Here is a 13,594-nt window from a genome sequence, read left to right as displayed (position 1 = left end):
GCAGACCTTCGAACTCGAATTTATGACCCGATCGGGTAAATAAAGGTGAGCAACTCACTAAAAAAACCAACTTTTAGTACATATGGATGTTTATATATATGAGAACCTAGAATAAGGCTAAGGAGATGGGAAAACATGAGATCAAAATTTATAGTTAGTTTTATTGCAGTCGGCATTATAGCATCTGCTTTAAGTTATGCAAGTGCAAATAATGCATTAAAACTGCCCGAGAATCCAAAGACCGAGGCAGTTGCTGTCGTAGAAAGATATTTTAGTGATTTACAAACTGGTAATTTTGAAGATGCAATAAAAATCTCTGATAATCACATATATAAAGATGAAAAAACTGCACTGGAAAGAACAATCCTAAATAACACTCACAATCACGTAAAAGATTTCGAGATTACTTCAGTAGATGACACCGACCCTAGAAGTATTAAAGTCTCTGTGAAAGTAGAAGAAACGGCAAATGGTGAACTTCCACCTGTAACGTATAATGTTGATTTCAAAAACGGTAAATATAAATTGCAATTAAAAACAGTGATTATTGATATGAACCCCTCTTCTCCAACATATAAGAAAGTTGAATATAATAAGAATGTGAAATATGAGGATTAAAGCATCATTTCCTTATTTTTGTATAAAAGGTGTGTGATATAGAAAAGGGGAGGGGGTAAATTGAAAAAACGATCTTTATTGGTGGTTTTAGTGTTGGCAGTAACAGTTAGTTTTGCGCAGGAAATACCTACGAATAAATACTAGCCCAAAACAAAAGCGAACGAATCTTCCTTAGGAAAATCATCGTTCGCTTTTTTATCGCCAAGTAGGCGTTTTTTTATTTTAACGATGTTAAGTTCTTCTCTCGAGCTGAGGACAAGAACTCATATTCATAACCGATTAGACGATTTTCTAGTCTCAATCGACCTCGGCAGCCCATTATGCTAACGGGCAGTTATCTACAATGGTTTGTTTTACATTCCGACAAGCGTTCTTTTTCAAAATATGCTTGCGGAAGTAATATCATCAATTTTAATCCAACGCGATTCTTCTTCTGCCATGGATAGTTTGATCTCACGTCTAAACGTATGGATCAGCACGACAATCCCTGTTAATTCCGTGTCCTCATATTCATCGAACAGCCTCACGGTAATCATGCGGTGTTCATGAAATGACTCGGCGAGCGCACTCTCGATTAATTCCATTTCCTGCGAATCCAGCGTTGGCCGGTCTTTCCTGCCCTCTTCCAGTTGTCTGCGAATGATGGTTTCTTTGTGTTCCGGCAGCATCATCCGACTGGATTCCCACAGCCCGTTACCCTCAAGCTTTTTTCGTGTTGTCATTTATAGTGTCCTCCTATCTTGGCTGATCGATCCAGCGCTTGGCCTGCGTCTGTTTTGGATACGGCTCGGATCACAACCGAATTCCCGTATTTATTTTTGAGAGCATCGGTCACCCGTTCAAGTGCCATCGACCGCTCCCGTCCGGTATCAAACAATGACATTTGGTATTCCGTATCCGGGGAAAACTGTGACAAGCTAATACCGACCCGCCGAATCGGCAGGCCGTCCCAATACGTTTCAAGCAGCCGGCATGCCCAGCGGTAAACCTGATTCGTAATATTCGATGGATCCTCCATCTTCATCTGTCGGCTAAATCCCGTAGGGCGGTCAAAGTCTGCCCCCATACAACCGACCGACACAACATGCCCCATAAAACCAAGACCGCGGCATCGCTGGCAAACCAACTCGGTTAGCTCAAGCAGCACAACCTTAATTTCTTCCAGCTTGGTATAATCCCGAGGGAGGGTCATCATGTGTCCAACCGATTTAGGGTCAACCTGGTGAGTGCCGGGTCTTACCGGGCTATCATCGATTCCGTTGGCAATTCGCCAGTACATCTCGGCTGAAATATCGGAATTTTTACCGAATTTACGGCGCATCATCTGCTTCAATTTAGCAAGAGGCGTCTGAGCCACGCTGCCGATCGTGGGCAGCCCCATGACGTTAAAGTGGCGGGTCATCTTGCTGCCGGCCATAAACATACAGCTAACGGGCAGTTTCCAAAGGGTATCCGCAAGCGAGTCCTTGGACAACGTGTAGATGCCGGACGGATTTTTCTTGGCGTAGTTGTCACAGGCGGTTTTAGCAAGGATTTTGGTTTCACCGATGCCGAAGCGAGCGTGAACACCCGTAGCATCCAGAACATGACGCTGAATGGTTGTGGCTAACTCATCGGGCGTGCCGAATAGGTGCAGTGAACCGGTAACGTCTAAAAATTGCTCGTCGATACTGTAAGGCTCAACTAAATCGGTATAGCTCTTATATATCTCCGTGATTTGCATCGAAACGTCAATATACTTCTGCATCCTAGGTTTAATGACGACAAGATCCGGACACTTTGACAGTGCTTCCCCTAATCTCTCTGCCGTCGTTATTCCTTTTTCTTTAGCAAGTGGACAAGCAGCCAACACGATACCTGAACGTCTTTCCGGATCCCCTGCAACTACCAAAGGGCGGCCTTTATACTCTGGGTGGTCTGCTTTCTCAACAGATGCGTAAAAGGACTGGCAATCCCCTAACATGATGACTCGGTTAGATGATTTCACAACAGACTCCCCTTATCTGCAATTTGTAGCCCCAGGTAGGTGTACGATCTTTGCTCGATCTCCGCCTCAATTAGCCCCCATAGTATGGACAGCTTGTGATGATACCCTCTACAGACGAATTCAACCTCAATGCCCAGCTTTGTTTTTCGATCCTCGTAAACCTTAATGGCGTATTCACGCATGGTTCTACGAGCCTGAGCTAAATCGGATAATGCGGCTGCCTGCAAATGGTCGATGATCGCATTCGTTAGCTCGGGGGTCTTTAAATCTGCTCTGCATAGGATCGAACGATCATGCTCTAACACATCAAGTAAAAGGGGTAATAAAATATAATCCTTCACCAGTTGGGTTTCATCTGGTTTCAACCCAATACTCAACATCATTAACCACCTCATTGACGGGAACGTTTGTTTGTATTATATGCGAACATTCGTTCTTTTATCAATGTAAATTATACCCTTATGATAATGATCACAAGCGGTACCCATCATGATGAGGGATTAAAGCCCCCACCTGGAACCTTTCAATCAACGGATTGTTTTTATTAAGATTTACTTTCATTACAAAATCGGAAGGGAGCTCTTGGATGCAAAACGAAATATCCTCCTGTAAAAATTCCGGTTTTTCATTATCGTAAAATTTCTCGGCCGCTTCTGACTTTCGAATCCGTTCAATGGTTTCCTCGGCAGATATACGGTTAGTGTCTTGGAGAATCTCCGATATATATTGTGCGCAGGCCAGATCATCATCCCCTGACGGATGCGAAGCAATTACATTAATCATCATGTTGTCTTCTTTTAATAAGTTTCTCTTTATAAACTCTGCTGTTGTTCTTGCATTGGTGAACCCGGTAACGAATAGGTGCTCGGTACTCAATGCGTTTAGGGTTGCTGTAACCCCATTGGTTGTCTTCTGGATCAGAAATTTCTCCCGAAGATCCAAGTTGTGTAAACGTACAGGCGAATTGTCCAGTTCAAACCCCGGAATCGGCAGACCCTGTATCTCTCCTGCTAATAAAAAGTCAGGATCGATTTTCTTTAGACGCAAGGCGTCGTCTAGAGTTCCTGCCAGAATGATACCCTGAACCCCATGGATAAAGGCATAGTGCGCTACGGTAAAAGCCCTTATAACATCAATTACAACATTGATGTGCGATGCTTCCAATGTATGATGGTGCCCTTGAATAATCTGTATCGGCATGCAGCAAACCCCTTTCACCCGGCATACTTGGGCTATTTTAGTAACAGTATATTTGCCCAAATCCAAGGAGTGCTCAAATCCTCCAAGGATTCGGCAGCAATGAAGGAATATTAAATTTGGATGTGGTGATAATTAGGAAGCATGTACTAATAAAGAAAATGGCCAACTATACACGAACTTCAAGTCCAAGGAGCGATACCATGGAAAAGACCAAAAAGCGAAAACTGAATATCAGCTTTAATAGCGATATCGACCTGCAGACCGACTCCGCGGAGACAAAAGACAGCGAATCTGCCGGAAAATCAAAGTCTTCTAACAGCTCAAAGGGTCAATTGTGGGAATTTATCGCACTAGCGACGATCCCAATCGTACTCGTTTTCGGCAATTCCATGCTAGTTCCGGGGCTTCCTGAAATGCAAAGGGAGCTTGGTATCAGTAAATTCCAAAGCAGCTTGATCATCACAATTTTCTCCTTGGCAGCAGGTTTGTTTATTCCAATTATTGGTTATTTATCCGATCGATATGGACGCAAAATTATTATTATACCCGCCTTGATCATATATGGAGCTGCCGGGATTCTTGCAGGATTCGGCGCCGTTTGGAACTCATTTGCGGTGATTATCTCTGCGAGGGCGATTCAGGGGCTTGCAGCCGCCGGAACAGCACCGATTGCCATGGCGCTCGTTGGCGACTTATACGATGGGGGGACCGAAAGCAAGGCACTGGGCCTAATCGAAGCCTCCAATGGCGCAGGCAAAGTACTCAGCCCGATCATCGGCTCCCTGCTTATGCTGATCGTGTGGTATGCTTCCTTTTTCGCATTTCCCGTGTTCTGTGCGCTATCGTTGTTGGCCGTCATTTTTATGATCAAAGAATCGAAACAACCTTCAAAGCAAGAACTAGGGAAATACCTTGGGAAAATCAAAGGCATCTTTAAAGAAAAAGGCCGCTGGCTCATCACTGCTTTTTTTGCCGGTTCACTGGGGCTATTCATTTTGTTTGGCATACTGTTTTATTTATCCAACATTCTTGAAGACAAGCCTTATAACATTGACGGGGTCGTGAAGGGCTTGATTCTGGCCATTCCATTACTTGGGATGGTGATCACCTCCTATACAACTGGAAGTTTGATCAAGAAAAATGGCCTGCTGATCCGTTGGCTGATGAATATCGGGCTGATTGCCATGACCCTTTCTCTGGCGGCTACACTTTTCTTTATTAACAACATTTACGTGTTTATCGGATTGCTGACAGTCAGCTGCATCGGAACCGGAATGCTTCTTCCTTGCTTAAATACAATGATCACCGGCGCTGTTGAGAAAAGTGAGCGAGGAATGATTACGTCCCTTTACAATAGCTTGCGATTTTTGGGAGTTGCAGCAGGGCCTCCCTTATTCGGGTGGATGATGGATAAATCGGATCATGTTGTTTTTATAACCGTGTCTTCACTATCTTTGGTTGCTTTAGGTTTCGTGTTCTTTTTGATTAAGCCGCCTCGGCAGATCGGATGACGGACAAATCGCTTATTGTAAAAAAGATGGGCACCTGTCAATGGGCATGAGCATATTATGCCAATGTCATTGGATTAAACGACTACATCAAAAAGAATTGAGGAGATCCTAAAATGAACAGTTCCCTGCGAACAGTTTGGCCCATGGAGATATGTGATCCGAGCGGGCTGCGCGAAAATCCCGAGCACGGCAAAAAAGACCACGACACCTACGGGGTCATGGAACGCGGGATGACGATGGTTATCGATAAAGGCTTGGGTAGAAACATGTTTTCAGATGTGATCGAGACAGCCTCGGATTACATCGATTGCGTCAAATTCGGTTTTGGGACGGCTCCGCTGTATAAAACGGAAATGCTGCTATATAAAATCAATCTAGCCAAACAACATGGAATCACGGTCATGCCCGGCGGAACCTTGCTTGAGACAGCCGTGCAGCAAGATGCCGTCCCCGCATTTTTTAATACCGTATGCCGTCTTGGATTTAACGCAATAGAAGTATCTGACGGCACGATTGAGATGTCGCGAAAAAAACGAACGGAGCTCATCCGGGAAGGTAAACAACGCGGACTTCGGGTTTTTACGGAGTATGGTAAAAAGCAATCCGGTTCCCGCATCGAAGCCGAAATGCTCGCGTATACGATGGAAGCGGATTTAGACGTAGGCGCCGAGTTTATCATCGTTGAAGCGCGCGAGTCAGGACTAGGTATCGGTATTTTCGATAAGCATGGCGAGTGCCAGGAAGAAATGATAAATACTATCATCGACTATGTGTCGGATGCAAGAAAGCTGATTTGGGAGGCACCTCTTAAGGAGCAGCAAGCGGTGCTTCTCCGCAAATTGGGATCTAATGTGCATTTGGGGAATATCCAACCCACCGAAGTGCTTTCCCTTGAAACGATGCGCCGGGGACTTCGTCAAGATACGTTTGAACTCGGGGTGAGAGAGAAACATCCAGATGGATTTTGTTACGTGATTTAAACATAGACCAAACCACAAGAGAATGATAAATACTAGAAGTGCGTGTTCAAAAAGGTCGATTTTCAGCACCGAGAAGGTTGGATGAAGCTAGGGACTGAGGAGCGGAGCGTACGTTTTGGGTACGTGAGCACCGGAAGGCCCGGCTGAATTCAAGATTCGATGCCGAACTGCTTCCTGATTCGCTTCGTGATCAAAAGCGGACTTTTTGAACAACCTCTAGAAGGCTGTCTATGGATATCTCCAGACTCCAGAGTCAGCCTATACATATTTTCGTTGAAGAGACCGATCCCGGTAATCCCCTTCAGGGAACAAGCATACACTAAACAAGCAGGACTGGCTTGTTACTCTAATCTATGAAGGATGATTCCGTGTGAACTTACAGATCATGCCCGGGCGAAAGAGCCCCTTTTTCTTTCGTCATATTTCTAAGAAACTCTTCTTCATTACCGCCGGCTCCATCATTCAAGGTTTTGCCATGGCAATGTTCTTGTTTCCTCACGCCATTCCTTCGGGGGGAGGAGCAGGGATCGCGGTTCTTCTGAACCATGTGTTTGAACTCCCAATGAGTCTCGGACTGTGGCTAGCCAATTTTATTTTCCTTGCTTTTACAGTCCCTTATCTTGACGGTGTCAGTGCCTTCGGGACCATATTTGTTATAACGGTAACGTCCGTTTCCGTTAATTTCTTCGAGGTGTTCTTAGAACCCCCGTTTGGCAATGTATGGATTGATCTTCTATTCGGCTCGGTTATTCTCGGAACAGGTGTCGCCATCCTCATAAGGCAGAGGGTATCGAACGGAGGAATCGGGTATGTTGCTTTGGCCATTTACAAATATAAAAGAATTAACCCCGGTACTTCCTTGTTCTGGATGAATGGAATCATATTCGCTTTCACGGCCTATGTGATCGATTGGAAAATCATTATCCTTGCGGTTGTATGCCAGTGGGTGTCAACCCGGATCATTAACTGGATTCACCAGTTTCCTCCCCCGAAGTCAGTCTATCAACCCGCTTGGCGCAAAAAGTGATTCTATATACGGACGTAAGCTTTCAAGTGTCCGGGGAATAAGGGTTTAAACACCCTTGTTTTACTGGCGGCACAAGATTCGGGCAGGGTCATTGAATAAAAAAAGTTGACCTTACGTAACGTCAATCTATTAATCTTAGGGAAGTAGGGTTTTGGTTTTGGATGGGGGGATTTTAAAGTGGTTGATAATCGTACAGTTATGGAGTCTGGAAGATGTATTGAGTGTGGAGCTAAGGGGATAGATGGGTTTTCTTGCTATGAATTATTCGGTTTTCCCCTTGTCTGGGAACATCGTGATCCAGCGTTATATGCTTTACATTTTTGGCTTGTTTCATGTTATATGCTGCAGCATCCTTCCAATTATACAGAGGAAGGTTACCGATTGCTGGTTGATTTATTTACGGATGCTTATGATCATGATTGGGATACCGCCTATATACTTAAGAAAAATCGAGAGTTAGTAACCAAGGTTGGTAAAATAACAAACCCCCTTCCGAATAACGTAAGAAGTCGCAAATCTAAATTTTGGTCAATGACCATAGAAGATATCTACTTGGGCGGTGAAACAAACGCCATCGCAAATATAATCAAGTGGAAGGAACAAATACGATGTGAATTAAAATAAGAGAAACAACATTAAGATTTACTAAGGCAAGAAGTAAAAAAGATGACCTCCGAGATTCGGAGGTCATCTTCTGCTCGTGGGCTGTCCTCATGAATCCATGACCAACACCCTAAGGGAGGTGCGGCGGAGGATTCGCGAAGCAAGCCAGCAGCCGCTGACTGCAATAGCAAGCCCGATCAGAGCCAGCACAATGGCTAGCGGCCATTCCATGATGAGTGGCAGCTTGACAATACCGTAGGTAGAGAGCAGACCGCGCAGCACGGCTGGCAATGCGTAGACACCGCAGGCGATGCCAACAAGTGCACCAAGCGCAGCCAGTCCGGCAATGCCACTTGTCAAGGCACGACGGATATCGGTTGCTGTCAGGCCGAGCGAGGCATAGATGCCATATGTTTTCGTTTCCTTACGAATATGCAGACGGCAAGTCGTATAAACAATAAGACAAGTGACAGCCATGAACAGAAGAGCCAGCATACTCATCGGAATGAGCAAAACCGCCGCAGCTTCTTTGAATACGGAATCGAGCAGCACTTCCTGCTTCAGCGCTTGGATGGAAGGGCCGTAACGCTCGTTCAGCTGCTGTACAAGCGCATCGCTATCGGTTTTGCTCTTCAGCTGAATAAACCCGGCGTCCGGATGCAGCTGCTCCACAAGGTCCGAGGTGACCCTGGCGACGTTCGACAAATTGGAAATAGACTGAAAGGTGCCGGTAATCAGCAATTGCTGCGGTTTTCCTTCAATGTAGATCGTGAGTATGTCGCCGATATCTTTGTCCAACTTACGCGCAATATTGATTCCGATAGAAACTTCATTAGGCAGTGCAGGATTACGGCCCGCAAGCGAGGCAAATCCCATCTCGTCCATGCTGCCTTCCACGACCGTCAAAGGGAGGCTAAACGTCTGTTGATGATCGCTATCCCCTTCGACATCCGCGATGACGCCGGTGGCGGCCCCAGACCAGTTTAGACTGAGAACCCGAGGGTCGTTTTGGATATAGGCTTGCATTTCTGCCCGATCCATACCTTCCGCATGGATAACCATAATGGCGATATCCGCATCGTCATAACCCCACTGGGCCGACGTTTCACCAATGCGATAGACACTGGTTACCAGCACGGCGCCAAAGACGAGCACAGCCACCGTGATGCTCATCAACAGAAAGATCAGTGCTGCGCTTTTTTTGTTGCCGCTCACATGCTTCCAGCCGATGACCGTGGGTACGGACCATCGGTCCAGTAGTCTTATGCGGGCACCATGCCGATGGGTACGACTATGCGAGGATTCCGACATGCCGTAACGGATCGCTTGAATGGGCTCAATATGGCGTGTCTTAGCAGCATAAACAAGGACGCATAGAAGGATGATGAGCAGCAGGCCGCAGCCGGTCCAGATCGCAACATCTGCTGCTTGAACGGGAGCAGGTGCTGTATCGGATTTGAGAAAAGACAGGGAATTCTGGATGATGACATCTGAAAGGAGGCGACTTGCAATCAGTGCTGGGACCAAGGCGACAATCGCCATTAAACCGTATTGCAGCAAGTAGGTACCGATGATGCGTTCGGAAGTCATGCCGATCGATTTGAGAATGCCAATGGTGCGATAATTGGCAAGGATCGTGTCCGTGATCGTAAAGCCGATCGTAAGCAAAGCGACGAGGATCATGATCAGCCCGAGGAAACTCATGACAAAGCCGATCACCTTGTTCATGATAAAGTAAAAGGCCGACAATTCGGCAAACGAAACGCGTTCCTCCAAAAACGGCGATCCGAGCGCCTGCTCAAAGCGCTGCCAGTACTCCCCGCTTTGTTCGGGATACGCATAGCGAAGCGATAACATGTATTGCTCCGGAGTGGACAAGCTACCCATGGTTGACCGGTAGTCGGCATCGTTCATCCAGATGCGGGCAGTGGTCGAGAAAGGACCGCCATGGGATAAGTCGATGACAATGGCGCCAATCGTGAAATGTACGGGTGCAGTCCCTGAGGTGAACGTCAATTCATCACCGATGTGCATGTTGTATTTGTAGGCAAGCGAGGTGGGTATCCAGATCTCGCCGGCTTCCGGAACGGTCAGATGCTCAGGGCCTGTACCGGGAAGAGGATTGTTGACCCCATGCGGCATCGGAGGCGTATTGATCATATACAGATAAAGATTGGGCAATTCTTCTCCGTTATAGACCAGTCCCGTCCATGGCTTATAAGGGACTAAGCTGGATGCGGTTACTCCGTCTTGGCTTGACCACCAATCGGCTACCATTTGTTTGTCATGCAACCCGCGGGTCATATTGATGACTTCATGGGCACCCTGAGCAGCCGTATGGCGATCGTTGAATACATTTTCCGTATTCATCAAGACCGTAAATGCGGTGCTGACTAGTAGGGCAGATAGGGCAATAAGCAATGCGATCAGCGTGTTTTGCATTTTTCTTTTGCGCAGGTTGCCCCAGCAGAGTGTTAATATGGCTCGCATCCCAGACTACCTCCTCCCGGTGACATAAGCAAAGATCATCGCTTCCCGCTCGGAGGCTTGCTCTGGACTGTAGGGTCCCATATCCAGCGTGCCCCCGATCTTGCCATCTCGAATATAGATGAGGCGATTGCCGCGGCAGGCTGCCTTCATGTCGTGGGTGACCATGACAATCGATTGACCTTCCGCGTGCATCTGGCTCAATATATCAAGCACCGTAACGCCTTGCTCGTAGTTCAGGCTGCCGGTAGGCTCATCGGCGAAGATGATGTCCGGGTTATTGATGAGCGCCCTGGCGATTGCTGCCCGCTGCTGCTGTCCTCCGGATACTTGGGAAGGCAGCCGGTTGCTCTGTTTATCGAGGGACAGATTGACCATCAAGTCAAGTGCCCGTTGTCGCACTTGCTCCTTGTCCTGATTAGCGATATATCCAGGGAGGGCAATGTTATCGAATAGCGACAGGTCCGGTACAAGGTTGCTGTTTTGATAGATAAAGCCGATTTGATTCGCCCGAAAGCGTGCAAGCTCCTTGGCTGAAAATTGATCAAGGCGCTGTCCCTGCAGACAGACTTCTCCGGCTGTTACTTCATCAAGTCCGCTGAGCAAGTACAGCAAGGTGGACTTACCCGACCCCGAATCGCCCATAATGACGGTGAAATCTCCTTCATAAATGGACAGATCGACATTGCGGATGGCATGGTATTGCTCCTTGCCAGTGGTGTATGTTTTGCATAAATTACTAGCTTGCAGCATAACGGTGTTGCTTGAAGGCATATTGTGATCTCCTCTCTTTATCTCCCACTGCCACCAAAGTATAGAGGACGAATCTTGCACATTTGTTATCAAATTATAAATAAAGTATGACAGGAGTCAGCTAAAGGGGCAGAGTTAAGCAGAAGGTCGTTCCCTGCTGCTGTTGACTGTGAAAAGAGATCGTACCGCCATGCGCTTCCATAATATATTTGCAAATCGACAAACCCAGTCCGACCCCGTGGCGCTCGGCCAGTTGGCCGGCAGTTCGTTGTAAAACGTTACCCTGATAGTACCGTTCAAAAATAAAAGGCATATCACGCGGGGAAATCCCGCTGCCTGTATCGGAGACGATGATCTGCAGGCAGGATGTTTCCGAGTGTTCTTCAACAGCGAGGCGAATTGTATCCCCGGTTGCGGTATGCTTCAGTGCGTTCGTGACGAGATTGGCAATGACTTGTTCGATCCGTACAGCATCGATGCGGACAAGCGCGTTAGGAATCGTAGCAGGCGCTTCGCAGCGTACGCCCATCGTTCGGATATAATGGCCCATCGCGTTGAAGATAGGCTCCAGCGCTGGAGCGCTGTACTGCTCAATCGGATGTACGGCAATCTGTTCCAGATCACGCAGTGCGTGCAGCAGCAAATCGTCTACGAGCACGGCCATCTTACTCGTATTTGCGTGCACGACTTCAAGATAAGTCATCGCACTTGGCAGATCAGGGCAAATCCCTTCGCGAATGGCTTCAATATACGCTTTGATTGTCGCCAGCGGAGTTTTCAAGTCATGAGACAGATTGGATATGAGTTCTTTATGCGACTGGCTGTGTGCAGCTTGCTGGATATGTAAATTACGAATCTCTTCACGCATGAGATCAAATACGGCATAGAGCTCCCCGACCTCATTATCGCTTGTCCATTCGGCACGCTGCTCATAGTCACCTCTCAATATAGCTTCCGCATAAGGCTTGAGTCCGGCAACAGGCTGCACCAGGTCATGCTGCACCCGGCGTCCGATGGAGAAGAATAAATAAAGCAGCGTCAAAAGTGCCAGAGAAAGCATGATCCATGACACATAAATAAAGGAGTCGGAGGAGGGCATTACTGCGGCCAAGGCAGATGCCGGGACCGCAAATTGAGCGTAACCTACAAAGGCTTTGGTGCCGGCATCCAGCAGCGGAAAAGCGAGATGATAATGGGGCGGTTCGCTGTCAGAAATGCGCAGCGTATAGTCTAGTTCAAAGCGCGGATTGATTGGGCGCTTCGATGAATTTTCGCTATCATAGATCAACGTTCCATCAGGAAGCACAACCTTGAGGCCGCCCCGCGTCTCCTGACTCCAGTCGGTTAATTGCCGCCGGACCGGAGCGTCGGTGAGCAGTAATTCCGCATGCTCATTTTCCAAGGTATGGACGATCGGATTCGTCAGTACGCGAATTTGCTTCACAATAGTTGACGGAGCCAGCTGGTTTGAAGATCCAATAAGAGTAAGCCAAACGACAGATAGTATCACTGTAATGATGGATAGACCAGCTGCCCAGAGTCGTCTAGCATACCAAGTTTTCCAGTCCATAGAGGCTACTCCGTTTCATCGGGGTTGAATTTATATCCGACGCCCCATACGGTTTTAATATAGGAGGACTTGATTTCGGTTCGTTCCAATTTCTCACGGAGCCGCCGAATGTAGACCGTGATCGTATTATCCTCGACATAAGCCGAATACCCCCACACATGATCCAGCAGCTGCGATTTGGTAAACACTTGATTAGGGTTGGAGGCCAAAAAGTATAGCAAATCAAATTCTTTGGCGGATAAAGAAATTTCCAGCTGTCCGACCATGACCTTGCGGGCATTTTTATCAATCGACAGGGCGCCAAATTGCAAGCGCTGCTGTGGGGATACCGGGAGTTTCGGATCTGCCATTCTGCGCAAATGTGCCTGAACGCGAGCGACCAGTTCACTGAGCGAGAAGGGCTTGGTCATGTAATCATCGGCGCCAAAACCCAGGGCAAGCACTTTGTCCGTGTCGCTGCTGCGGGCGCTTAAAATTAGAATGGGCGCAGCCGTCAATGTACGGAGCTTGCGGCACACTTCAATCCCGTCAGCGTCAGGCAATGTCAGATCGAGAATGATAAAATCCGGCTGCCGGTGGCGGACCGCCTGCAATCCGTCGCCGGCATTTTCCGTGATGAACGTGCTGAATCCCTGAACACGCAAATAGTCATTCACAATGCGCGAGATATCCTGTTCATCTTCAATGATCAGTACTGTTTTAGGAGAATTCATTAGAAAGTCGCCCCTGTTCCGTATGCTTTAAATGGTGAGTCCATTATAGCATGGGCTAAGGAAAACAAGGGGAATATTACCAGTTAGGGTGGTGAATGGTGACGAAATATGCGGAGAAACGGACGGAATTGAAAGAAGAGGGGGA

13 protein-coding genes are annotated in these 13,594 nt (G+C 47.2%); 5 read left to right on the top strand and 8 right to left on the bottom strand.

The genetic code is table 11. From position 1 onward, the window contains the following. Positions 1–135 precede the first annotated feature (135 nt). The gene (locus tag CRG97_RS24735; RefSeq protein WP_098748359.1) at positions 136–618 is read left to right on the top strand and encodes a hypothetical protein; all 483 of its coding nucleotides are present in this window, start codon (positions 136–138) and stop codon (positions 616–618) included. Between the two features lie 377 nt (positions 619–995). Here CRG97_RS24735 and CRG97_RS24730 read toward each other — a convergent pair whose 3' ends face one another. From CRG97_RS24730 to CRG97_RS24715, 4 genes are all read right to left on the bottom strand, one after another. Then, positions 996–1,340, bottom strand: a complete 345-nt coding sequence (locus tag CRG97_RS24730) for a YolD-like family protein (protein ID WP_098748358.1) — start codon at positions 1,338–1,340, stop codon at positions 996–998. Further along, positions 1,337–2,605 (bottom strand): DNA polymerase IV, encoded by a 1,269-nt coding sequence (locus tag CRG97_RS24725; RefSeq protein ID WP_237566575.1) that lies wholly within the window; start codon positions 2,603–2,605, stop codon positions 1,337–1,339. The genes CRG97_RS24730 and CRG97_RS24725 overlap by 4 nt, the downstream gene beginning before the upstream one ends. Continuing rightward, on the bottom strand, positions 2,602–2,988 hold the full coding sequence (locus CRG97_RS24720; protein ID WP_237566574.1) for a YhjD family protein: 387 nt from the start codon (positions 2,986–2,988) through the stop codon (positions 2,602–2,604). The genes CRG97_RS24725 and CRG97_RS24720 overlap by 4 nt, the downstream gene beginning before the upstream one ends. An 88-nt stretch (positions 2,989–3,076) precedes the next feature. Continuing rightward, complete coding sequence (locus tag CRG97_RS24715) at positions 3,077–3,805, bottom strand: 2-phosphosulfolactate phosphatase (RefSeq protein ID WP_098748356.1); 729 nt, start codon at positions 3,803–3,805, stop codon at positions 3,077–3,079. A gap of 200 nt (positions 3,806–4,005) precedes the next feature. Here CRG97_RS24715 and CRG97_RS24710 point away from each other — a divergent pair, with 200 nt between their 5' ends. From CRG97_RS24710 to CRG97_RS24695, 4 genes are all read left to right on the top strand, one after another. Beyond that, the gene (locus CRG97_RS24710) at positions 4,006–5,316 is read left to right on the top strand and encodes an MFS transporter (protein WP_098748355.1); all 1,311 of its coding nucleotides are present in this window, start codon (positions 4,006–4,008) and stop codon (positions 5,314–5,316) included. 113 nt (positions 5,317–5,429) lie between these two features. Then, positions 5,430–6,296, top strand: coding sequence for a phosphosulfolactate synthase (gene comA, locus CRG97_RS24705; protein ID WP_098748354.1), 867 nt, complete (start codon positions 5,430–5,432; stop codon positions 6,294–6,296). Between the two features lie 385 nt (positions 6,297–6,681). Then, entirely contained in the window at positions 6,682–7,323 is a 642-nt protein-coding gene (locus CRG97_RS24700; RefSeq protein ID WP_098748666.1) for a YitT family protein, read from the top strand. A gap of 177 nt (positions 7,324–7,500) precedes the next feature. After that, a complete protein-coding gene (locus CRG97_RS24695) occupies positions 7,501–7,947 on the top strand; it encodes a DUF5946 family protein (protein ID WP_098748353.1) in 447 nt (148 codons plus the stop codon). A gap of 87 nt (positions 7,948–8,034) precedes the next feature. On the opposite strand, the gene CRG97_RS24690 is transcribed toward CRG97_RS24695, so the two are convergent. From CRG97_RS24690 to CRG97_RS24675, 4 genes are all read right to left on the bottom strand, one after another. Beyond that, positions 8,035–10,416 (bottom strand): ABC transporter permease, encoded by a 2,382-nt coding sequence (locus CRG97_RS24690; RefSeq protein ID WP_098748352.1) that lies wholly within the window; start codon positions 10,414–10,416, stop codon positions 8,035–8,037. Positions 10,417–10,422: 6 nt separating this feature from the next. After that, positions 10,423–11,187: an ABC transporter ATP-binding protein gene (locus tag CRG97_RS24685; RefSeq protein WP_098748351.1), complete on the bottom strand. Its 765-nt coding sequence runs from the start codon at positions 11,185–11,187 to the stop codon at positions 10,423–10,425. Between the two features lie 100 nt (positions 11,188–11,287). After that, positions 11,288–12,736 carry a HAMP domain-containing sensor histidine kinase gene (locus tag CRG97_RS24680; RefSeq protein ID WP_098748350.1) on the bottom strand — a complete coding sequence of 483 codons (1,449 nt, stop codon included), beginning with the start codon at positions 12,734–12,736 and terminating at the stop codon, positions 11,288–11,290. A gap of 5 nt (positions 12,737–12,741) precedes the next feature. Next, positions 12,742–13,449 carry a response regulator transcription factor gene (locus CRG97_RS24675; RefSeq protein ID WP_098748349.1) on the bottom strand — a complete coding sequence of 236 codons (708 nt, stop codon included), beginning with the start codon at positions 13,447–13,449 and terminating at the stop codon, positions 12,742–12,744. Positions 13,450–13,594: the final 145 nt, after the last annotated feature.

Origin of the sequence: Paenibacillus sp. EZ-K15, from assembly GCF_002573715.1 — a bacterium.
Taxonomy (GTDB): domain Bacteria; phylum Bacillota; class Bacilli; order Paenibacillales; family Paenibacillaceae; genus Paenibacillus_AQ.
This window is presented reverse-complemented; position numbering and strand designations above follow the sequence as displayed.